Annotated in this window: 20 protein-coding genes and 1 other RNA gene; 7 read left to right on the top strand and 14 right to left on the bottom strand. The window is 63.3% G+C overall.

The window, feature by feature from the left end:
• Positions 1-2 precede the first annotated feature (2 nt).
• The 4 genes from PJE01S_RS07270 (at position 3) to moeA (ending at position 4,304) form a co-directional block, all read left to right on the top strand.
• Positions 3-764: an SDR family oxidoreductase gene (locus PJE01S_RS07270; RefSeq protein ID WP_068832481.1), complete on the top strand. Its 762-nt coding sequence runs from the start codon at positions 3-5 to the stop codon at positions 762-764.
• 199 nt (positions 765-963) lie between these two features.
• Positions 964-2,094, top strand: coding sequence for a GTP 3',8-cyclase MoaA (moaA, locus tag PJE01S_RS07265; RefSeq protein WP_068832480.1), 1,131 nt, complete (start codon positions 964-966; stop codon positions 2,092-2,094).
• 201 nt (positions 2,095-2,295) lie between these two features.
• The gene (mobA, locus tag PJE01S_RS07260; protein ID WP_068832479.1) at positions 2,296-2,940 is read left to right on the top strand and encodes a molybdenum cofactor guanylyltransferase MobA; all 645 of its coding nucleotides are present in this window, start codon (positions 2,296-2,298) and stop codon (positions 2,938-2,940) included.
• An 8-nt stretch (positions 2,941-2,948) separates the two neighbouring features.
• The gene (gene moeA, locus PJE01S_RS07255; protein ID WP_068832478.1) at positions 2,949-4,304 is read left to right on the top strand and encodes a molybdopterin molybdotransferase MoeA; all 1,356 of its coding nucleotides are present in this window, start codon (positions 2,949-2,951) and stop codon (positions 4,302-4,304) included.
• 50 nt (positions 4,305-4,354) lie between these two features.
• Here moeA and PJE01S_RS07250 read toward each other — a convergent pair whose 3' ends face one another.
• The 4 genes from PJE01S_RS07250 to PJE01S_RS07235 form a co-directional block, all read right to left on the bottom strand.
• The gene (locus PJE01S_RS07250) at positions 4,355-7,513 is read right to left on the bottom strand and encodes an efflux RND transporter permease subunit (protein WP_068832477.1); all 3,159 of its coding nucleotides are present in this window, start codon (positions 7,511-7,513) and stop codon (positions 4,355-4,357) included.
• A gap of 45 nt (positions 7,514-7,558) precedes the next feature.
• Positions 7,559-8,911, bottom strand: a complete 1,353-nt coding sequence (locus PJE01S_RS07245; protein ID WP_068832476.1) for an efflux RND transporter periplasmic adaptor subunit — start codon at positions 8,909-8,911, stop codon at positions 7,559-7,561.
• A gap of 171 nt (positions 8,912-9,082) precedes the next feature.
• Positions 9,083-9,559, bottom strand: coding sequence for a ribonuclease HI (gene rnhA, locus PJE01S_RS07240; RefSeq protein WP_068832475.1), 477 nt, complete (start codon positions 9,557-9,559; stop codon positions 9,083-9,085).
• 56 nt (positions 9,560-9,615) lie between these two features.
• Positions 9,616-10,452, bottom strand: a complete 837-nt coding sequence (locus PJE01S_RS07235) for a class I SAM-dependent methyltransferase (RefSeq protein ID WP_174548524.1) — start codon at positions 10,450-10,452, stop codon at positions 9,616-9,618.
• 12 nt (positions 10,453-10,464) lie between these two features.
• Between PJE01S_RS07235 and PJE01S_RS24380 the strand changes: the two genes are divergently transcribed.
• Entirely contained in the window at positions 10,465-11,151 is a 687-nt protein-coding gene (locus PJE01S_RS24380) for an MBL fold metallo-hydrolase (RefSeq protein ID WP_377372092.1), read from the top strand.
• Positions 11,051-12,502, top strand: a complete 1,452-nt coding sequence (locus PJE01S_RS07230; protein ID WP_377372095.1) for a transglycosylase SLT domain-containing protein — start codon at positions 11,051-11,053, stop codon at positions 12,500-12,502. Before PJE01S_RS24380 ends, PJE01S_RS07230 begins: the two co-directional genes overlap by 101 nt.
• A 20-nt stretch (positions 12,503-12,522) precedes the next feature.
• On the opposite strand, the gene PJE01S_RS24375 is transcribed toward PJE01S_RS07230, so the two are convergent.
• The 9 genes from PJE01S_RS24375 to PJE01S_RS07190 all read right to left on the bottom strand — a co-directional run bounded on the left by PJE01S_RS24375 (position 12,523) and on the right by PJE01S_RS07190 (position 20,162).
• Positions 12,523-12,675: a DUF3096 domain-containing protein gene (locus PJE01S_RS24375; protein WP_084389408.1), complete on the bottom strand. Its 153-nt coding sequence runs from the start codon at positions 12,673-12,675 to the stop codon at positions 12,523-12,525.
• A gap of 184 nt (positions 12,676-12,859) precedes the next feature.
• Complete coding sequence (locus PJE01S_RS07225) at positions 12,860-13,699, bottom strand: ABC transporter permease (RefSeq protein WP_068832473.1); 840 nt, start codon at positions 13,697-13,699, stop codon at positions 12,860-12,862.
• A gap of 8 nt (positions 13,700-13,707) precedes the next feature.
• The gene (locus tag PJE01S_RS07220) at positions 13,708-14,628 is read right to left on the bottom strand and encodes an ABC transporter ATP-binding protein (protein ID WP_068832472.1); all 921 of its coding nucleotides are present in this window, start codon (positions 14,626-14,628) and stop codon (positions 13,708-13,710) included.
• Positions 14,629-14,667: 39 nt separating this feature from the next.
• Positions 14,668-15,726, bottom strand: coding sequence for an ABC transporter substrate-binding protein (locus PJE01S_RS07215; protein ID WP_377372093.1), 1,059 nt, complete (start codon positions 15,724-15,726; stop codon positions 14,668-14,670).
• A 142-nt stretch (positions 15,727-15,868) separates the two neighbouring features.
• Positions 15,869-16,282 (bottom strand): MAPEG family protein, encoded by a 414-nt coding sequence (locus tag PJE01S_RS07210; RefSeq protein ID WP_068832564.1) that lies wholly within the window; start codon positions 16,280-16,282, stop codon positions 15,869-15,871.
• A 132-nt stretch (positions 16,283-16,414) separates the two neighbouring features.
• Positions 16,415-17,041, bottom strand: coding sequence for a recombination mediator RecR (gene recR, locus PJE01S_RS07205; RefSeq protein WP_068832470.1), 627 nt, complete (start codon positions 17,039-17,041; stop codon positions 16,415-16,417).
• Positions 17,042-17,113: 72 nt separating this feature from the next.
• Positions 17,114-17,446, bottom strand: coding sequence for a YbaB/EbfC family nucleoid-associated protein (locus PJE01S_RS07200; RefSeq protein WP_068832469.1), 333 nt, complete (start codon positions 17,444-17,446; stop codon positions 17,114-17,116).
• Positions 17,447-17,494: 48 nt separating this feature from the next.
• Positions 17,495-19,327, bottom strand: a complete 1,833-nt coding sequence (dnaX, locus tag PJE01S_RS07195) for a DNA polymerase III subunit gamma/tau (RefSeq protein ID WP_068832468.1) — start codon at positions 19,325-19,327, stop codon at positions 17,495-17,497.
• 67 nt (positions 19,328-19,394) lie between these two features.
• Entirely contained in the window at positions 19,395-20,162 is a 768-nt protein-coding gene (locus tag PJE01S_RS07190) for a ParA family protein (protein WP_068832467.1), read from the bottom strand.
• Between the two features lie 108 nt (positions 20,163-20,270).
• On the opposite strand from PJE01S_RS07190, the gene ffs reads away from it, so the two are divergent.
• Positions 20,271-20,367, top strand: an RNA gene (gene ffs, locus PJE01S_RS07185) — signal recognition particle sRNA small type.
• Between the two features lie 605 nt (positions 20,368-20,972).
• Here ffs and PJE01S_RS07180 read toward each other — a convergent pair.
• Positions 20,973-21,560, bottom strand: coding sequence for a hypothetical protein (locus PJE01S_RS07180; RefSeq protein ID WP_068832466.1), 588 nt, complete (start codon positions 21,558-21,560; stop codon positions 20,973-20,975).
• Positions 21,561-21,652 lie beyond the last annotated feature (92 nt).

Here is a 21,652-nt window from a genome sequence, read left to right as displayed (position 1 = left end):
ACATGCGGGTCAAAGACAAATCCATCATCGTCACCGGCTCCGGCGGCGGTATTGGTGAAGGCATCGCCAGGCGGCTGGCCGCCGAGGGCGCCAAAGTCATCGTGAACGACATCAACGCGGCACTGGGCGAAAAAGTGGCGGCCACCATCGTCAAGCTGGGCGGCACGGCGTCCTTCTTTGCCGCCGACGTGACGAAGTCAGGCGAGGTCAAGGCGCTGGTGGCGGCGGCCGTCGAGCGCCATGGCAGGCTGGACGTGATGGTCAACAACGCCGGCTGGACGCACCGCAACCAGCCGGCGCTTGACGTCAGCGAAGACGACTTTGACAAATGCTATGCCATCAATGTCAAAAGCATTTACCTTTCCACGATTCACGCCACGCCGGTGTTTCGCGCCCAGGGCGGCGGCAGCTTCATCAACATTGCCTCGACGGCCGGCGTGCGCCCGCGCCCCGGCCTGACCTGGTACAACGGCTCCAAGGGCGCGGTCATCACCACCTCGAAGTCGCTGGCGGCCGAGCTCGGGCCCGACAACATACGGGTGAACTGCATCAACCCGGTGTTCAACCCCGACACCGGCCTGTCGGCCGAGTTTGCCGGCGGCCCGCTCGATGAAGAGCGCAAGGCGCGCTTTCGGGCCAGCATTCCGCTGGGACGCTTTTCGACCGCGCTGGACGTGGCCAACGCCGCCCTTTACCTGGCCAGCGACGAGGCCGATTTCATCAGCGGCGTGTGCATCGAGGTGGATGGCGCGCGCTGTGTGTGAATGTGGCCCCCACGTTCGCTCATTGTGTGTAGCTCTCTGCCCCGAGATGCCTATTTCACCTTGGGGCGGCCCTGCGGTGAAATTGGGGCCCACTGCGCAAAATCGTGCCGCAAATAACGCGCTGCCCTTGGGGATAAGGCTCTGCCGCAGGAGGGCGTTTCGACCAATGGAGTAAATTCTCCTTCTGGGCCCCTCCACCATGACCAACAAAGCAGACAAAGTAATTCCCCTGGCAGATATCCGCTACGCAAGCCGCGTACCGCATATCCCTGCCCGGTTGCAGGCGCCCACCGGCCTGCTGAGCGACACCCTGGGCCGGCCGCTGCACGATTTGCGCATCAGCGTGACGGACCGCTGCAACTTCCGCTGCAGCTACTGCATGCCGCGCGAGGTGTTTGACAAGGACTACGCCTTTTTGCCGCAAAGCTCACTGCTGAGCTTTGAAGAGATCACCCGGCTGGCGAAGATTTTTGTCGCGCATGGGGTGGAAAAAATCCGGCTGACGGGTGGCGAGCCCCTGCTGCGCAAGCACCTGGAAGTGCTGATAGAGATGCTGGCCAGGCTCACCACCAACGCCAGCAAGCCGCTAGACATCACACTGACGACCAATGCCTCGCTCCTGGCCAAAAAGGCGCAGTCGCTCAAAGACGCCGGCCTGCAGCGCGTGACCGTGAGCCTGGACGGGCTGGACGATGCCACCTTCCGGCAAATGAACGATGTGGACTTTCCGGTGGCCGAAGTGCTCAAGGGCATTGAGGTGGCGCAAAAAGTCGGCCTGGCGCCCCTCAAGGTCAACATGGTGGTCAAGCGCGGCACCAATGACGCCGAGATATTGCCCATGGCCAGGCACTTTCGCCACAGCGGCGTGGTGCTGCGATTTATTGAATACATGGACGTGGGCGCCACCAATGGCTGGCGCATGGACGAAGTCCTGCCCTCGGCCCAGGTGATTGAACGCCTCAAGGCCGAGTTCCCCCTCACCGCCATAGACCCCAACTATCCCGGTGAAACCGCCCAGCGCTGGCGCTATGCCGATGGCGCCGGCGAAATCGGTGTGATCAGCAGCGTCACGCAGGCTTTTTGCCGCGACTGCAACCGGGCGCGGCTCTCCACCGAGGGCAAGCTGTTTTTGTGCCTGTTTGCCAGCCAGGGCCATGACCTGCGCGCGCTGCTGCGCGGCAACTACGACGATCAGCAGATCGCCGCGGCGGTGGGCCATATCTGGCAGGCGCGTGGCGACCGGTATTCGGAACTGCGCGCGGCCCTGCCGCCGGACGCCAGCCCCGACGGCGGCGCCAAGCGCGTGGAGATGAGCTACATAGGCGGCTAAGGCGGCTTTCTGTCGATTGGCCGCGGCCTCACGCGAGCGATGCGGCGGACAGCCGCGAAATGCAGCGCTTCTTCGACGCATGCCCCGGCCGTCCCGCTAACAAGCGGTAAGCCCGGTCATGAGAAACTACTGACAAAGCCGCCCGCCTGGTTCAAAGTGATGGGACGGTAAGCGCAGTTGGTGTTTTCGGGAGAAATTGAAATGACTATGAGCCACATCGACGTGCTGCACGCGGAAGCCATCACGGGCCTGATCCTGGCCGGAGGGCGCGGATCGCGCATGGGTGGCGTCGACAAAGGCCTGCAAAACTTCAATGGCGTGCCGCTGGCCTTGCACACACTGATGCGGCTGTCGCCCCAGGTGGGCGAGATCATGATCAATGCCAACCGCAACCTCGCCGCCTACGAGTCCTTTGGCGTGCCGGTCTGGCCCGACAGCACCGCGCTGGGCGAGTACGCCGGGCCGCTGGCCGGCTTCCTCACGGGCCTGGAGCGCTGCGAAACACCTTACATGCTCACCGTGCCCTGCGACACCCCGCTGTTTCCGCAAGACCTGGTGGCCCGCATGGCGCAAGCCTTTGCGCGCGAAGAGGCCGACTTTGCCGTGGCCACCGCGCCGGAAGAAGACGGGCAACTGCGGCCGCAGCCGGTGTTTTGCCTGATGCGCACCGGCCTGCTCGAAAGCCTGGTGCGTTTCACGCAGGGCGGCGGCCGCAAGATTGACGCCTGGACCGCGCTGCACAAAACCGTTGTCGTGCCGTTTGACCGGCCCGGCGACGACGCGCACGGTTTTTTCAATGCCAATACGCTGGCCGAGCTGCACCAGCTGGAATCCCGACTCGATTAGCGCCCGTCATGAAAACACTCGACCAGATTGCCGCCGAGCTAGAGGGCTACGACCCGCAGGCCCTGTCCGCCGCCGATGTGCAGGCTTTTTTGTCCCGGCTGGTGACGCCGGTACAGGACGCCGTCGAACGGCTCTTGTTCGAAGCCTTGGGCCGCGTGCTGGCGGAAGACGTGATTTCGCCCTTTGATGTGCCGCCCCACGACAACTCGGCCATGGATGGCTATGCGTTTGACGGCCAACAGCTCAAGGCGGATGCCGCGCTGGAACTGCAGGTGGTGGGCACGGCGCTGGCGGGCACAGCCTGGCAAGGCAGCGTCCAGGCCGGCCAGTGCGTCAAGATCATGACCGGAGCCATCATGCCGCCGGGCGCGGACACGGTGGTGCCGCAGGAATTCGTCAAGCGGCTGCCGTCCGACACGGCCGATGAAGGCAGCCGCATCGGCATTCCGCCCGGCCTGCTGCGTGCCGGCGACAACCGCCGCCTGCGCGGCGAGGACCTCATGCAGGGCCAGCCGGCGCTACGAAAAGGTGAGCTAATCACGCCCGCGCGACTTGGGCTGGCGGCCTCTTTGGGCCTTAAAACCCTTCCATGCTGGCGGCCGCTGCGCGTGGCCTACTTTTCAACCGGTGACGAGATTTTGTCGCTGGGCGAGGCACCGCGCGAAGGCGCCGTCTACGACAGCAACCGCTACACCGTCTTCGGCATGCTGAGCCGCCTGGGCTGCCAGGTTATTGACCTCGGCGTGGTGCGCGACGACCCGGCCCTGCTGGAAGCGGCGTTCACCCGCGCGGCGGCCGAGGCCGACGCCATCATCACCTCGGGCGGCGTCAGCGTGGGTGAAGCCGATTTCACCAAGACGATGATGAAAAAGCTCGGCGATGTGGCGTTCTGGCGCATTGCCATGCGGCCCGGCCGCCCCATGGCCGTGGGGCGCATATTAGCAACAAAATCAGCCTCAACCCCAGGAACAACGGGCGCAATAAGCTACAAAAAGAATAGCAACACCCATGGCGCGATTCTGTTCGGCCTGCCCGGCAATCCGGTGGCCGTGATGGTGACTTTCCTGGCTTTTGTGCGCCCCGCCCTGCTGCAGATGATGGGCGCCAGCGCCGCACCGGCGCCGCTGCTCAAGGCCCGCAGCAGCGAAGCCATCCGCAAGAAGCCGGGCCGCACCGAATACCAGCGCGGCTGGGTTGCCACGGCAGCCGATGGTTCCCTGGTGGTCAAAACCACCGGCAGCCAGGGCTCTGGCGTGCTGCGCTCCATGGCCGAGGCCAATGGCTTGATGGTGCTGCACCACGCCCAGGGCAATGTGGCCGTGGGCGACGAGGTCGACGTGATGATGTTCGACGGCGCCATTTAACGCGCCCATCCAGCACCTTTTCAGCGATTTTTCAGCGGAACCAAGCGACCTTACTTCGCCACAAGCTCCGGATGCTCCGGGTGCGCATCCGGCCGTTCCTTAACCGCCGCCTTGTTGGCGCCCGGTATGGCCTTGCGGGCAAACAGGGTGTACATGGTGGGCACCACGAACACGGTGAGCAGGGTGCCCAGCGACATGCCGCCCACAATGACCCAGCCAATCTGGACGCGGCTTTCAGCGCCCGCACCATGCGCCGTCGCCAGCGGCAAGGCACCCAGCACCATGGCGCCGGTGGTCATCAGAATCGGGCGCAGACGCTGGGACGACGCTTTGACCAGCGCATCGATCATCTCCATGCCCTGCCCGCGCAGCTGGTTGGTGAACTCGACAATCAAAATCCCGTGCTTGGTGATCAGGCCCACCAGCGTGATCAGGCCGATCTGCGAATAGACGTTGAGCGAGCCGCCGCTCCACTTCAGCGCCAGCAGCGCGCCAATCATGGACAGCGGCACCGACAGCATGATCACCAGCGGATCGATAAAGCTCTCGAACTGCGCCGCCAGCACCAGGAAGATGAACAGCAGGGCCAGCACGAACACGATGGCCAGCGCCCCCTGCGAGCTCTTGAACTCGCGCGAAGTGCCGTTGAGGTCGGTGCTGTAGCCGGGCTTGAGCACCTTGGTGGCCGTCTCGTTCATGAAGGTCAGCGCCTGGCCCAGCGAGTAGTCGGGCGCCAGATTCGCGGTGATGGACACCGAGCGTCGCTGGCCGAAGTGGTTGAGTTCGCGGGGACTGACGTTCTCGCGCACCTTGACCAGGGCCGACAGCGGAATCATGGTGTCGTTGCGGCCGCGGACATTGATGCTGTCGACGTCCTCCGGCGTGGTGCGGTCGCTGGCCTGGGTCTGAACGATCACGTCGTACTGTTCGGCATCGCGCTTGTAGCGCGTCACCTGGCGGCCGCCCAGCATGGTCTCCAGCGCCTTGGCCACCACTTCCACGCTCACGCCCATGTCGGCAGCCTTCTCGCGGTCGACCTCGATGCGCAGCTCGGGTTTGTTCAGGCGCAGGTCCACATCGGGCGACTGGATGCCGGGGTTCTTGGCCATCTCGTCGAGCATCTGACGCACGATGGCATTGAGGTTCTCGTAGCTGTCCGAGGTCTGGATCACGAAGTTCAGCGGCCGCTCGCGAAAGCCCTGGCCCAGCGAGGGCGGCGTGATCGCAAAGGCATTGACGCCGGGCAGCGCGTTGAACTTCGGGCCCATCTCGCGCGCCAGCTCCAGCGTGGTGCGCTTGCGCTCCTCCCAGTCCACGGTGCGGTAGACCACGCTGGCCTGGGAAACCGTGGGGTTGCCGACGTTGGCGAAAATCCGGTCGAACTCCTTGTAGGGCTGGCCCATGCGCTCCAGCGCCTGGGCATAGCGGTCCGTGTAGTCCAGCGTGGCGCCATCCGGTGCATTGACCGTGGCCAGAATCGTGCCCCGGTCCTCCAGCGGCGACAGTTCCTGCTTCATGGTCGGATAGACCAGATAGATCGCGACCGCGCTGGCCACCATCACGCCGATCACGATCCAGCGCGCCTGCAGCAGCTTGCCCCGGATGCCGCCCGTTGCGCCGGGTTCACGCGGCTGCCAGCGCGTCGTCACCAGCCAGCGCAGCACCCGGCCATAGCCGTGGGACAGGGCCGTGAGCCAGCGCTCCATGCTGCGGTCATACAGGTTGGGCTTGGGGTTGTGCTTGAGCAGCAGCGAACACATCATGGGCGTGAGCGTCAGCGCCACAAAGCCCGAGACGATCACCGCGCCGGCCAGCGCCAGCGCAAACTCGACAAACAGCCGGCCGGTGCGCCCCGGCGTGAAGGCCAGCGGCGCGTAGACCGCGGCCAGCGTCAGCGTCATGGCGACCACGGCAAAGCCGATTTCCCTGGCGCCCTTGATGGCGGCCGAGAACGGCTCCATCCCTTCCTCGATGTGGCGGAAGATGTTTTCCAGCACCACGATGGCGTCGTCCACCACCAGGCCGATGGCCAGCACCAGGGCCAGCAGCGTGAGCGTGTTGATGGTGAAGCCCGCCAGCGCCATCAGCGCAAAGCTGCCGATCAGACTCACGGGGATGGTGATGATGGGGATGATGGACGCGCGCATGGTGCGCAAAAATACAAAGATCACCAGCGCCACCAGCCCGATGGCCTCCGCAATGGTCTGGTACACGTTCTTGACCGAGCGGTCGATGAACAGCGAGTTGTCGTTGGCGATCTCGATGTTCATGCCGCTCGGCAGGTCTGCCTTGAGTCGGGGAATCATCTCGCGCACGCCCTTGGACAACTCCAGCGGATTGGCCGTGGCCTGGCGGATCACGCCGGCGGAGATGGCCTGGCGGCCGTTGAGCCGCACCGAACTGCGCTCGTCGGCCGCGCCTTCCTGGACCCGGGCCACGTCGCGCACCTTGACCGGGAAACCGTTGACGTTCTTGATCACGATCTCGGCAAACTGGCCGGGCCGCACCAGATCGGTCTGCGAGGTGACGCTGAACTCGCGCTGCTGCGATTCGATGCGCCCGGCCGGCAACTCGAGATTGCTGCGGCGGATGGCGTCCTCCACGTCCTGCGTGGTCAGGCGGTAGCCGGCCAGCTTGTCGGGATCGAGCCAGACGCGCATCGCGTACTTGCGTTCGCCGAAGATGCGCACGTCGGCCACGCCGGTCACGGTCTGCAGCCGCGGCTTGACGATGCGGTTGACCAGGTCGTTGATCTGCAGCGGGTTCAGCGTGTCGCTGGTGAAGGCCAGCCAGATCACCGGGAAGGCATCGGCCTCGACCTTGGCGATCACCGGTTCCTCAATGGCTTGCGGCAGGCGGTTGCGCACGCGCGAGGTGCGGTCGCGCACCTCGGCGGCGGCCGCATCGGCGTCCTTTTCGAGCCGGAAGCGCACCGAGATCTGGCTCTGCTCGGCGCGGCTGATCGAGGTGATGACGTCTACCGCGTCGATGCCGGCGATGGAGTCCTCCAGCGGCTTGCTCACCTGCGACTCGATCACCTCGGCCGAGGCGCCCGCATATTTGACGCTCACCGTGACCACGGGCTCGTCGATTTTCGGGTACTCGCGCACCGACAGGCGGCTGAAACTGACCGCGCCAATCAGCACGACCAGCAGCGACAGCACGGTGGCAAACACCGGGCGGCGTATGGAGACTTCAGGGAGTTGCATAGGAGGCAGTGAGGTCAATCACCCAGGTTCAAATCAGGAACGGCTTCAGGCAGGGTTGCGCGGTGCGGCACGGGCGGGGCCATGCTCCGGGGCAACGCTGCGGGCCGGCACCACGGCAGCCGGTGCGGCGGAGACCACCGTGCCGCAGGGATTCGGGCCCGACAAGGCGGCCGGAGCCATCGCCCCGGCAGCCGTGGCTGAAGAAGCCGAAGCAGCCGGTGCGGCACCGGCCGGCCGTTCTGCGGCCGGCTGGGCCGAACGGGTTCCGGCCAGGTCAACGACCGTGACCACCGTGCCATCACGCTGCACGCGCTGCTGGCCCGTCGTCGCCACCGTGTCGCCGGGCTCCAGCCCTTCGAGGATTTCCACCTTGCCGGGCCTGCGCAGGCCCACCTTGACCTCCACACGTTTGGTCGTTCGGGTCTGGTCGCTCGGGCCGTCCTGCAGCTTGATGACAAATTGCCTGCCGCCCTGCGGAACAATGGCTTCTTCGGGAATCACGCGCGCGTTGTCGCGCACGCCAAAGACGGTGTTGACCCGCGCAAACATGCCGGGCCGCAATTGCAGCTGGCGGTTGTCAATACAGCCGCGAACGCCGACGGAGCGCCCATTCGCATCAATCAGGGGATCAATCGCCTGGATTTGCGCCATATATTGCCGGCCCGGCAGTGCATCGATGTCCAGCACGGCGGTCTGGCCACGCTGGATCTTGCCCTGGAAACGCTCCGGCAGCCGGAAATCAACATAAATGGCATCGATGTCTTCGATATTGACAATATCGGAGCCGTCCTTCAGATAGTCGCCCACATTGACCTGACGAATACCGGCAATGCCGTCAAACGGTGCCACGATTTTCAGGCGCGCAGCGGTCGCCTGGGCCAGCGCCAACTTGGCCTGGGCCACCTGCAGGTTGGCGGCGCTTTCATCGAGCGAGCGCTGGCTGATGAAGTTTTGCGCCACCAGTTCCTGGTTGCGTTTCTGGTTGGCCTGGGCAATCGACAGCTCGGCCTGGCTTTGCTGGACTTGCGCCAGCGGCAGCTGGTCGTCAAACTGCACCAGCACCTGGCCTTTGCGCACGCGCTGGCCGTCGGTGAAATTGAGCTGGGTAATGCGCCCGCTGACCTCCGGACGCAGCACGACGCCCCGACGCGACCGCAAGCTGCCCACCGCCTGGGTGTCGTCCATGAGCCGGACAAGTTCTACCCTGGCCACCTCGACCGTCGGCGGTTTGCCGTTTGCGGCGCCATTGGCGGCCCCTTGCGCTGGCGCAGCCGGCGACGCCCCCACAGTGCTGTCTTTGCCAACTTTGGCCTGGGGTTTCTGGTACCACCACGCAGCGCCCGAAGCCGCTGCAATGCCCGCAACGGCAACCACCGTGTAAATTGCTTTTGATGCCATGAAAAGGGTGACTTGTTATAAAGGGAAACAGAGTTCCAATGTAGCAGGACACCATGGCCTGCGCAGCCTTTCAGGAGTTCCCAACAGGGGCTCTGCGCCAGCTTTACAAGGCCTTTACGCAACGCCGCCTTCCTGCGCCAGCGACAGCGCCGCGTACGCCTTTTTGCCAGCTTAAATCCGGCCTAGAGCGCGTTCAACCCCCTTGTTGGCGAGCGCATCGGCGCGCTCGTTACCCGGGTCGCCGGCGTGGCCCTTGACCCAGTGCCAGTCGATCTTGTGGCCGCTGGAAGACACCAGTGCATCCAGCTTTTGCCACAAGTCCACATTTTTCACCGGCGCCTTGGCGGCCGTGCGCCAGCCTCGGGCTTTCCAGCCGTGAATCCACTCGGTGATGCCCTTGCGCACGTATTCGCTGTCCAGGTACAGCGTGACGCGGCAGGGCCGCTTGAGCGCCGCCAGCCCCTCGATGACAGCGGTCATCTCCATGCGGTTGTTGGTGGTGCCGAGCTCGCCGCCAAACAGCTCCTTCTCCGTGTCCCCCATGCTCAGCAGTGCGCCCCAGCCACCGGGCCCGGGATTGCCCTTGCAGGCGCCATCGGTGTAGATCACGACATGTTGTCGTGTTGTGCCTGTTTGTAAATCGGTCATGCGTTGTTCTAAATTCCAGGAAAATTTCAGGTGAATGTCTTGGTGCCTGAAGAAGATCAGGCGGGAGGCCTTGAGCGGCTTGCCGCCTCTTTGTTGGCCACCGCGGTCGGGGCAGCGGCTGTGGCTTTTCGCGCCGTCCAGGCGGGTTCCAGCAGACGGACACCCCGCACGCGCTTGACGGCCACCAGAAAGTAAACGGCGCCAAAAATAGGCCACCAGCGCGTGCCGGCCGCATCCATCCAGTCGAAGCGATCCAGCCATTTCTGGCTGGTCAGTGCCGGTCGGTAGCAGCCAAAGCGCCCCGACTCTACCTCAAAGTTGAGCAACCTCAGCCAGTCACGTAGCCGCCAGTAACCAATGAACTCCCCCGTCTTGGGCAAAAACAGCTTGTCATAGCCCAAACGCTGGTAAAAATGACCGCGCCGCTGACGCAAACCCCACAGGCTGGCGGGGTTCAGCCCGCTGATGACCACCCGCCCTTCGGGAACCAGCACGCGCTCGACTTCGCGAAGGGTGGCGTGGGGATCGCTGCTGAGCTCCAGCGTGTGCGGAAGCACCACCAGATCAAGGCTGCTCTCCGGAAACGGCAGTGCCGCTGAATACGTGAGCAAAGCGGCGCGACGGGAACTTGTGGCGGATGGCGCAGTCGTAGGGCTGTTTGATTCGACAGGGGGCCGTGACGCCGCCTCTAGCGACGCGGACTCGAGCGCCAGCCAGCGGTGCGACATGCGGTTGGCTTGCAGGGCATCCAGTTCGGGCAAGCCCAGCTGCAGGGCATGGTAGCCAAAAATGTCGCTCACCGCCTGATCGAAATGCGTGCGCTCCCAGTTCAGCAAATAGCTGCCCGGCGGGGTCTTCAGCCACTCTGTCAAACCTATAATTTCCGAGTTCATCAAGACCACCGCATGTATTTGATTCCCGTTCCCGCCTTCGCCGACAACGACCTCTGGTTGTTGCATGACGGCCGGCGCGCCCTGGTGGTCGACCCGGGTGATGCCGGGCCGGTGCTGTGCGCACTGGAGCAGCACGCCTTGCAATTAGAGTCGATTCTAGTCACGCACCACCATGCGGACCACACGGGGGGTGTCGATGCGCTGCGCAAAGCCACCGGCGCGAAGGTTTATGGCCCCGCCGCGGAACGCATTCCCGGGCCGTTTACCCCCTTCGGGAAGGCGATACGGTGCAGGCGCCGGGTCTGGATTTTCAGATACCAGACGCGCTGCCTGCGCCTGCGCGGGGACAAACAGCCCACCTTGCCGACTTCCATCGCCCGGGAACGTCTGATCAATCCCTTCCTGCGAACCCGCCAAGCCACTATCATGGCTGCTACCCGCCGCCTTGACGCGTCGGCCCATGACGACAACACCTATTTGCCGCCATCAGGCAGTGGAAAAACGAATTCAAATGACGCCACACTACCGAACAGCTGCACCCCTCAGGTCTTTCACCCTTTTCTCCTCCCGCCTGGCTTCATTGGCCCTCGTCCTCGTGATGACGGTGCTGGCGGGCTGCGCCACCCAGCTGGGCCTGCCGAACGATCCCGTGCTCACGACGGGCGCCGGCGCAGACCCCAAGCCACAGCTCCCGAATGACCCGCTGCGAGCCATTACCCCGGGCCGGGCCGGCTCCCACCAGATTGCCTCCACAGAACCGCCCAAGGAGCTGTGGGACCGCATTCGCCGCGGTTTTGCCATGCCCGATCTGCAGAACGAACTGGTGACCGACCGCGAGCAGTGGTATGCCAGCCGGCCCGATTACATCCAGCGCATGACGGAGCGCTCCAGCAAATACCTCTTTCACATTGTTGAAGAGCTGGAGCGCCGCCAGATGCCGACCGAGCTGGCCCTGCTGCCCTTCATCGAAAGCGCCTTTAACCCGCAGGCGGTTTCCAGCGCCAAGGCCGCCGGCATGTGGCAGTTCATGCCGGCTACCGGCAAATACTTTGACCTGAAGCAAAACGTTTTCCGCGATGACCGGCGGGATGTGCTGGCCTCCACGCGTGCGGCACTGGACTACCTGCAAAAGCTCTACGGCATGTTTGGCGACTGGCATCTCGCCCTGGCCGCGTACAACTGGGGCGAAGGCAGCGTGGGCCGTGCCATCGCCAAAAACCAGAAAGCGGGGCTGGGCACCAGTTACGCCGATCTCAACATGCCGGCCGAAACCCGCTTGTATGTGCCCAAGCTGCAGGCCGTGAAGAACATCGTCGCCAATCCAGAGGCCTTCAACACCGAACTGCCGCTGATTGAAAACCACCCTTACTTCCAGCAGGTTCTGATTTCGCGTGACATAGACGTGGCCCTGGCGGCGCGGCTTGCCGACGTGAAGATTGAAGACTTCAAGGCACTGAACCCGTCGATTCACCGTCCGGTGATCATTGCGGCCGGCACCCCGCAAATTTTGCTGCCCTGGGAAAATGCCCTCGTGTTCCAGCGCAACTTTGACGCCTACAGCCAGGGCCAATATGCCAGCTGGACCGCCTGGACCGCCCCCAGCACCATGAATGCAACAGAGGCGGCGCGGCGTACCGGCATGAGCGAAACGGATTTGCGCAGCATGAACAACATCCCGCCGCGCATGCTCATCAAGGCCGGCTCCACGCTGCTGGTGCCGCGCTCGGCCAAGATGGAAGACGACGTCACCAGCCGCGTGGCCGACAATGCCCAGGTCTCACTGACCCCGGAAATCGTCACCCGGCGCACCACCGTCAAGGCGCGCAAGGGCGAATCGGTGGCAACCATTGCCAAGCGCTACGGATTGAGCCAGGCCAACGTGGCCGCCTGGAACAGCGTCAGCGCCTCCGCGGCGTTCAAGCCCGGCCACAAGGTGGTGGTGTTCCTGCCCATCAGCAGCCGCGCAGTAACGCATTCTTCGGGCCGAAGCCCCATCAAAGCCGTCAAACGCAGCACCGGCAAGAGCATCGTCAAATCAAAGAGGCGCTGACCGCCGCCCCGAGCCTTGGATCACAGCCGGATAGCTCCCACCCCGAACAGGCCAGTCAGACCGATGACGATCAGATAAACGGCCACGATGTAGTTCAGAAGACGGGGAATGAGCAGGATCAGAATGCCCGCAATCAGGGCGACGATGGGGCCGATGCTGAGGGAGAGACTCATGGTGCATTCCTTCCTACCTTGGTTGGCCGGCTGGCCGCAGCCTCCATCCCGCACAAGAGGCCCCGCAGAGAACACGTCCGACTTTACGTAGCCGCGCTGGGTATGGCTGTAGGACGAGAGGAGCAGTTGAAAAACGCCGCAGCTCCTCCTTCGGCGCAAGCTGCCCAAAAACCATTCGCCAGCGCTAAAGCTTTTCAGTTTCGCCGCTGCGCGGCTGCCACCTCATGAGCCGCTTTTCCAGCTTGCCGACGATGCCGTCCAGCACCAGAGCAAACGCGGTCAGCACCACGATGCCGGCAAACACGGTGTTGACGTCAAAGGTGCCCTCGGCCTGCAAGATGAGGTAGCCCACGCCGCGTGCCGAGCCCAGATACTCGCCCACTACGGCGCCCACGAAGGCCAGGCCCACCGAGGTGTGCAGGCTGGAGAACACCCAGCTGGTGGCGCTCGGCAGGTAGACGGTGCGCAACAACTGGCGCTGGTTGGCACTCAGCATGCGGGCGTTGGCCAGCACCACCGGGCTGACCTCTTTCACGCCCTGGTAGACATTGAAGAACACGATGAAAAAAACCAGCGTGACGGCCAGCGCCACCTTGCTCCAGATGCCAAGGCCGAACCACAGCGCAAAAATCGGCGCCAGGATCACGCGGGGCATGGAGTTGGCGGCCTTGATGTAGGGGTCAAGAATCGCGCTGGCAGTGGGCGCCAGGGCCAGCCACAGGCCGCAGCCCAGGCCCAGTAGCGTGCCAATGGCAAAGGCCAGCACGGTTTCCAGCAGGGTGGTGCCCAGGTGAAGGTAAATGTCGGCATTGCCCGCCAGGCCATCAGGAAAGAGGCCGCTCGCGCCAAAACCGAAGGGCATGAACCAGCTCCAGACGCGGCCGGCCACCTTGATGGGTTCGCCCAGAAAAAAGGCGATCTGCTGGTCACGCGAGGCCACATGCCAGCCCAGCAAAATCAGCACCAGCAAGCCAAGCTGCCAGATGCGCAAATTGCTTTCGGAGGGTTTGAGATGGCGCCACATAAAACGATTCAAGCGGCCGTCTTCAACTGCTGTGCGTAGCCCTTGAGCACTTCGTCGCGCAGTACGCTCCAGATCTGCGTGTGCAACTCCACAAAGCGCGGCTGATGGCGTACCTCCGCGACATCACGGGGCCGCGGCAGGTCGATGATGAATTCGCCCATGGGGTGCGTGCCGGGACCGGCCGAGAGCACCACGACGCGGTCGCTCATGGCAATCGCTTCGTCCAGATCATGGGTGATGAACAACACGGCCTTCCTGGCGTATGAGCCCCCGGCCGCTGCGCGTCCACCCCCCGAGGGGGTTGGCTCGGGCCTTGGGGCGGCCCGGCGCCCCTCCCCAGGGCCGGCCCACAAATCCAGCACTTCATTTTCCATGAGCTGACGCGTCTGGATGTCCAGCGCACTAAAGGGCTCGTCCATCAGGATGATGTCGGGGTCCAGTGCCAGAACCTGCGCCAGCGCCGCGCGCTTGCGCATGCCGCCCGAGAGCTGGTGCGGGTAGCGATCGCCAAAATCACCCAGACCCACGCGCGCCAGCCAGGCCTGCGCCTGGGATCTGGCCTCGCCGTCGGGCACGCCGCGGTATTGCAGGCCTAGCATGACGTTTTCAAGGGCGCTGCGCCAGGGCATCAGCGCGTCGCTCTGGAACATATAGCCCGCGCGCGCATTGATGCCGTGCAAAGCCTGGCCAAACACCCTCACCGCGCCCGAAGAAGGCGCCAGCAGACCAGCGCCAATATTGAGCAGCGTGGACTTGCCGCAGCCTGTTGGGCCGACCACCGAGACGAACTCGCCGGCGTTGATGCGCAGCGTGGTGTTGCTGACGGCGGCATAGCGCTGGCCCGCATCCTCCCGCGAGCGGAAGGTGCAGCAGATGTCGAGCAGCTCAAGGGCGCACCCGTTGGGCGCAGGCGTGGCAAATGGGGGCATGGCAGGGCTGGCAGCTGGTGTCGTTGCAGGACAGCTCGCTCAAGCCTTGAAGTGCTCCTTGGCCTTGCTGGCAAACTCGTTGGTATAGGTTTTGGCAAGGTCGATCTTGTCGGCCTTGATGCTCGGGTCGAAACTGGCCAGTGCTTTCAGGGCCGTGCGTACGCCATCGCTGGGAATGATGCCGTCGAGCGAGATCGATTCGCGCACCTTGTTGAATGAAGCCAGGTACAGCGCGCGGTCACCCAGCAAATAGCTTTCGGGTACGGTCTTGATGATGTCGCCCGGGCCCGCCGTTTGCAGCCATTTAAGACCGTGAACGATGGCATTGGCCAGCGCCTGGCAGGTGTTGGGGTGCTTCTGGATAAAGTCCATTGGCGCATACAGGCAAGCCGCCGGCATGGGGCCGCCAAACACTTCCACCGTGCCCTTGAGCGTGCGCGTGTCGCTGATGATCTTGACCTCGCCTTTTTGCTCCAGCATGGTCATGACCGGGTCGGTGTTGCTCATCGCGTCGATCTGGCCGGAGCGCAGCGCCGTGAGTGCTCCCGCTGCGGTGCCCACGCCGATGAAACTCACGTCACTGGCCTTCAGCCCGCCGCGCGACAGCACCAGGTTGGCCATCATGTTGGTGGACGAGCCTGGCGCGGAGACGCCGATCTTCTTGCCCTTCAGGTCGGCAATCGATTTGTAGTTGGGCATGTTCTTGGTTGAAACGCCAAACGCAATCTGCGGCGCCCTGCCCTGCAGCACAAAGGCCTGGAACATCTGGTTTTTGGCCTGCATGTTGATGGTGTGCTCAAAAGCGCCCGAGCAGACATCGGCCGACCCGCCCACGACCGCCTGCAAGGCGCGCGCGCCACCGGCAAAGTCACTGATTTCCACGTCCAGGCCTTCGGCCTTGAAGTAGCCGAGCTGCTCGGAAATCGTCAGCGGCAGGTAATAAAAGGCCGCTTTTCCACCGACGGACAGCGCAATTTTTGATTTTTCCAGTTTGGGCTGCGCGCGCAGGGCTGGCAATGCCAGCGTTGCCGCGGCCAGCGCAGTGCCACCGGCAAAAACCCGGCGGGACATGCGTGCTTGAAGGAGTTGGCAGTTCATGCTGAGGCCTCTCTTTGGTGGATGGCATGAGCTTATGGGAGCGAAAAAAAACCCGCATCGGGGTCATCCCGTGCGGGTTTTTACCGAAGCCTGTTCGCGATTACGAACGGTTACCGGCGGACGGCTCAAACATCAGAGCCCGTCAGCGGTAACCCGAAAAGAGAATGCCGATATTGATGAGCAGCCCCAGTGCCCAGATCGCCGAGCGGGCTTTGGCCAAATCGGCGATATACATCATGACGTAAGCGATGCGCAGCACCACGAACAGCAGCGCCAGAATGTCCAGCTGGGTCTGCCCGGCCTGCAGTTGGTGCGCAATGATGACGGCGGCAAAGAAAAAAGGCAGCGCTTCGAAGGTGTTGGCCTGGGCGGCGTTGGCACGGCCGCGCCAGTCGGTCTGCCGCGCCAGCCAGCCGCGCGGGTCGTGGTTGTCGAAGCCGCCTTCGCGCCGGGTCGTGCCCATCATGCCGTACTTGGCGATGGCGGCGCACACGATAGGCAACAGGGCCATGATCAGGACACACCAGTAAGCGATGGTGAAGCGTGCAAACGTCATGCTGAAAATCCCTCTGATATCTTTGCGTTTTTCGTTTTTATTACCGGCTTTCAGCGTGGGCGGCAAGCCTTCGCATTCAATCCGCTTGCGCCTGCCCGCCGGCGCATGGGCCGCTTGCCCGCGCCGCCGCACTCACCTTCGATCAACCAAGGCATGGGCAATCGTGCCCAAATCCACGTATTCGAGTTCACTGCCCACGGGCACGCCGCGCGCCAGGCGCGTCACCTGCACGCCGCGGCTTTTCAGCGCCTGGGCGATCACGTGCGCCGTGGCCTCGCCTTCGGCGGTGAAGTTGGTCGCCAGAATGACTTCCTGCACTTCGCGCGATTCGGCCGGCAGCGGCTCGCCGCGCTCATTCCTGGGCACCACCCGGTCAAACAGTATTTGCAGCCCGATGTCGTTGGGGCCCACGCCGTCCAGCGGGCTGAGCTTGCCCATGAGCACAAAGTACAAACCCCGGTAGGCCTGTGTGCGTTCCAGCGCCGCCTGATCGGCCGGCGTTTCCACCACGCACAGCTGGCTGCGGTCGCGCTGCGGGTTGGCGCAGGTGCTGCAGATGTCCTGCTCGGTCAATGTGTTGCACAGCGCGCAATGCTTGACGCTGCCCACCGCATGCTCCAGGGCCCGCGCAATCTGCAGCGCACCGGGTTTGTCGTGCTGCAGCAGATGGAACGCCATGCGTGCGGCCGACTTGGCGCCCACGCCAGGCAGCTTGCGCAAGGCCTGGGTCAGGCCGTCGAGGGCGTTGGAGTCAGACATGAAGGTCAGTCAACGGCGATGAGGAAAAAAGAGCGTTGGGCAGCACGGCGTCGCGAGCCCGCTCACCGGCCATCAGAACGGGAACTTCATGCCGCCGGGCAAACCGGGCATGCCTGCCGTGAGCTTGCCCAACTTTTCCTGGCTGACTTCTTCGGCCTTGCGTACAGCGGCATTGAAAGCAGCCGCCACCAGGTCTTCGAGCATGTCCTTGTCGTCGGCCAGCAGGCTGGGGTCGATCTCTATGCGCTTGACATCGTGCTTGCAGGTCATGGTGACCTTCACGAGGCCGGCGCCGGCTTCAGCGGTCACTTCCACAAAAGCCAGCTCATCCTGCGCTTTTTTCAGGTTGTCCTGCATCGCTTGCGCCTGCTTCATGAGGCCTGCAAGTTGTCCTTTGTTAAACATGTTTCGTTCCTTTAAATTCTGGCTCTGCAACGGGTCTAGATCTCTAGATCATATCGGCTTGGCGGCGACCGGCTTGATGCTGCCGGGGACAATTTTGGCGCCCCAGTCGCGGATCATGTCCTGCACAAACGGGTCGTTCTGAATCATCTCTTCGGCGGCGCGCTGGCGCTCGGCCTGCGCCGCGGCGTTGCGGCGCGCAGGCGTATCCGTCACGGGGCCCACTTCCACCACCAGCTTGATGACGGGGTCGGCCAGCGCAATCTGCAGCGCCGTCTGGAGTTTTTCGCGGGCAGCCGCCTGGCTCAGTGATTCGCGCTCCACGCGCAAGGTCCACACGCCATCGGTCTGGCTGCGCAACTCGGACTGCAGGGCCACTTCGCGCGTCAGTGCCGCTACCGCCTCAGCCGCCACCAGCTGGTTCACCGTCGCGCTCCAGGCATCGCCAAGCGGGGTGCTGGCCAGCGGCGCTGCGATGGTTGGCACCGCCGGCTGCGAAACTTGCGCGGGTGCGCCAGAAGGCTCCAGCGGCGCTTCTGAATTGATAGCTAAAGGCGCCCTATCTGCCTGGGCTAGCACCTCATTTTGTTCAGGAACTTCGACAAAGGCGGGCTCAGGTGTGCGCTCCGCCAGCGGTTCTGGCGCCGGTTGGGCCATGGGCCGGTGCAGCACAGCAGGCGCGCCGGCGTGGGCCGGCTCAGGCTTTTTTGGGGGCTCGGCGGCACTCCCCGGCAAAGGGGTTTGTGTCCGGGTGGGGAGCACGGCGGCCGTCGCCGTCGAGGGCTTGAAGGCCAGCAGGCGCAGCAGCACCATGGTCAGCGCCGCGTATTCGTCGGGCGCCAGACCCAGCTCGCCGCGGCCATGCAGGCACAGGCTGTAGAGCAGCTGGGTTTCATCGGCCGGCAGGGTGTGGGCCAGCCTTGCCGTCTCGGCAATCTCGGGGTCGGCGTCGTCATCGCCGGCCCCCAGCTCGGGCACAGCCTGCAGCACGGCCATGCGCTGCAGCACGGTCGTCATTTCTTCCAGCGTTGACGCGGCGCTCAGGCCGTTGAGACGCAGGGCTTCGGAGGTTTCGACCACCGTCTTTCCGTCGCCGCGCGCCAGCGCATCCAGCAGGCGGAACACGTAGCTGCGGTCCACGCTGCCCAGCATGGTGCGCACACTGGCCTCCTGCAACTGGCCGGAGCCAAATGCAATCGCCTGATCGGTCAACGACAAGGCATCGCGCATGGAGCCGCGCGCCGCGCGGGCCAGCAGGCGCAGGGCCTGTGGTTCGGCCGAGACGTTTTCAGTGCCCAGCACCTGCGTCAAATGCTCGAGCACCGTCTCGGGCGCCATGGGCCGCAGGTTGAACTGCAGGCAGCGCGACAGCACCGTGGCCGGCACCTTTTGCGGGTCGGTCGTGGCCAGCACAAACTTGAGGTATTCGGGGGGTTCCTCCAGCGTCTTGAGCATGGCGTTGAACGCCGTGTTCGTGAGCATGTGGACCTCGTCGATCATGAAGACCTTGAAGCGGCCGACGACGGGCTTGTACACCGCCTGCTCCAGCAGCTGCGCAATTTCATCCACACCGCGGTTGGACGCCGCGTCCAGCTCGGTGTAGTCCACAAAGCGGCCGCTGTCGATATCCTGGCAGGCCTGGCACACGCCGCAGGGCTCGGCCGTGATGCCGCCCTGCCCGTCAATGCCGGTGCAATTGAGTGACTTGGCCAGGATGCGTGACACCGTGGTCTTGCCCACGCCCCGCGTGCCGGTGAACAGGTAGGCATGGTGCAGGCGCCCGGTGCTCAGCGCATTGCCCAGGGCTTGCACCACATGCGACTGCCCCACCATTTCAGAGAAATTGCGGGGACGGTATTTGCGGGCAAGAACTAGGTAGGACATGCGCTCATTCTAAATTGCCCGAAGCGGCGCAAAACAGCGATCAACAGACCGAAGAGCCCCGCCGCCATCAGCGCCGCAGCGTAGCGTGCAGCGCCACCAGCGCCTGCGTCAGCTTGTGGCCGGGGTCCAGGAAGATCATGGGCAGCGACTGCTCGTGGGATTCGCGGACCTTGACGGAGGCCGGCAGGTAAGGCTGCAGCACGGGCAAACCTTCAGCGATCAGCTCATTGACGATGCGCTGCGGCAGGTTGGCCCGGGGCTGGAACTGGTTGACCACAATGCCTTCCACCGCCAGATCGGCGTTGTGGTCGGCCTGGATTTCCTGCACGTTCTCCAGCAGCGTATACAGCGCCTTGCGCGAGAAGTCGTCACAGTCAAACGGGATCAGGCAGCTGCGCGCCGCAATCAGCGCCGAGCGAGTGTAGAAGTTCAAGGCCGTTGGCGTGTCGATATAGATGCGGTCATAGTCGCCCGCCAGTTGCTGCAGCGCCTCGCGCAGCTTGAGGATTTTGTGGCGTGACTCCAGCTTGGTCTGCAGCTCATCCAGCTTCGGGCTGGAAGGCATCAGGTGTAGACCCGCATGCGGTGTGTGAACGATGAATTCGGCCGGCGACACCTTGCGCAGGCTGAAGCTCAGGGTCTCTTCAAAAAAACCGGCCACGTTGGGCTGGTCGCCGGCTGCTTGCGCACCCATCAGGTAAGCACTGGAATTGCCCTGGGGGTCCAGGTCAATGACCAGGGTGCGCAAGCCCTGACTGGCGCTGATGGCGGCGAGGTTGCAGGTGATGGTGGACTTGCCCACCCCACCTTTTTGATTGAATACGACACGGGGCATGGGAACGTCCTTGTGCGGCTTTGTACTGCTGGGTTGAAACCCTGATTGTGCCCGCCGGCGCGGCCGCTTGGCGCAAACCACCCTCAAGGCCTTGCTATAATTCACCTTGACGGGCCTTCCCGCATGGTGAAGCGGCCAACCGGGTCAGGTGGGGAACCAAGCAGCCCTAACTGTGGAGCCAGTGCCGGGGTCAAGGCTCGTCACCTTACATCAAAGAATTCCTTAAGTTTCAACAACTTAAGCGAAATCAAGGTCTTAGACCACTTTTCCGTATCACTTGCCTATGTCACTTCCTCGAAATTCAAGCAAGGGAAAAGACATGGCAAAGGTGGAAGGCCTGAACCCACGGGAAGGCCAATGGCATGTGCGGATCGTCATCCCGGATGACCTCAAGGCAGCCTGAAGGCGTACCGCACGGCACATCGAGAGATCACCCTTCGGGATTCCGGTGAGGTAATTGATACACCTGTCGTGTTGACTACTGAACCGCTGACCTTGAAGGTGTACACCCTGCGGGACGTCTATGACCGGTGGAAGCTGTCTGGCGATTCGCCACGTTCTACTGACTCTATCGCAGCCTGCGGGCGGGCGCTGGCGCTATTCGAGTCCTTCCGAGTCCTTCGCTCCCGAGGTGAAGGGCCACGCGGTAAGCACTGGGGCTAAGGTACACACACAGGAGCCTTACGGGGCTCAAGAGGGCTATTGAGGTACTCCACTACCCTGCCCTTTCGATTCCTCAGGTTGCCCTGCTCCCAAGCATGGCCCAGAAGCAATATCGAAGGTGAGCTATCCGGGGGCTTTGGGCAATCCCTAGCGAGTCGGCATATCGAGGGCCTTTGCTTCCCCTTCCGTTAGCCCGGGAAGTTCGACAGCTTCAAAGAGTGTGTTTGGGAACTTGATGATCCTGCTCCAATTGTCCTTAACGAGCTCCACATCTGACCGCCCCTGAACTAGTTGGCCGTGGCTTGATGCAGCTGAGTAGGCATCAACAAAACCATCGCGTACCTTTGGTTCCAGATAAATACAGTTCTGTTCCCACCATGTTTGGCACTTTATTACTGTCTTACCAATTTCTTCAGAGTGGACTGCTCCCAAGACCTCACGCCAAAGGGTGAAGGCTTCTTGGTGTGCCCGGAGTCGGACATCAATCGCAGCCATGCGTAGCTGATGCTTACCCTTCAGGTTCTCCACTGAGGCCAAATAGGGGGCACGAACATCCTCTACTAGCTTAGTGATCCCGGCTATATCTTCCTTGGTGGCAAGGTTCTTACCCTTCTCGCCCAGATATGCCGACAGATGGAAGCGGATGATTAAATACGCCACCACGCAGGCAGCCGCCGTTCCAAGCCCTAAACCAGCAAGCATGCTGTAGAGGGTTTTAAGTTCTTCAGGGGTCATTTTGTCAGTATGCCCGACTGACACCCTCGGCCTAGTTTTGCCGCAAATTTATGAGAGGGGTACACGCGGTTCGCCACACGGCCCCCGGGTGG

Origin of the sequence: Polaromonas jejuensis NBRC 106434 (assembly GCF_001598235.1) — a bacterium.
Taxonomy (GTDB): Bacteria; Pseudomonadota; Gammaproteobacteria; order Burkholderiales; family Burkholderiaceae_C; genus Polaromonas; species Polaromonas jejuensis.
The sequence above is the reverse complement of the archived record's forward strand: the minus strand, read 5'-3'. Positions and strand labels throughout refer to the sequence as shown.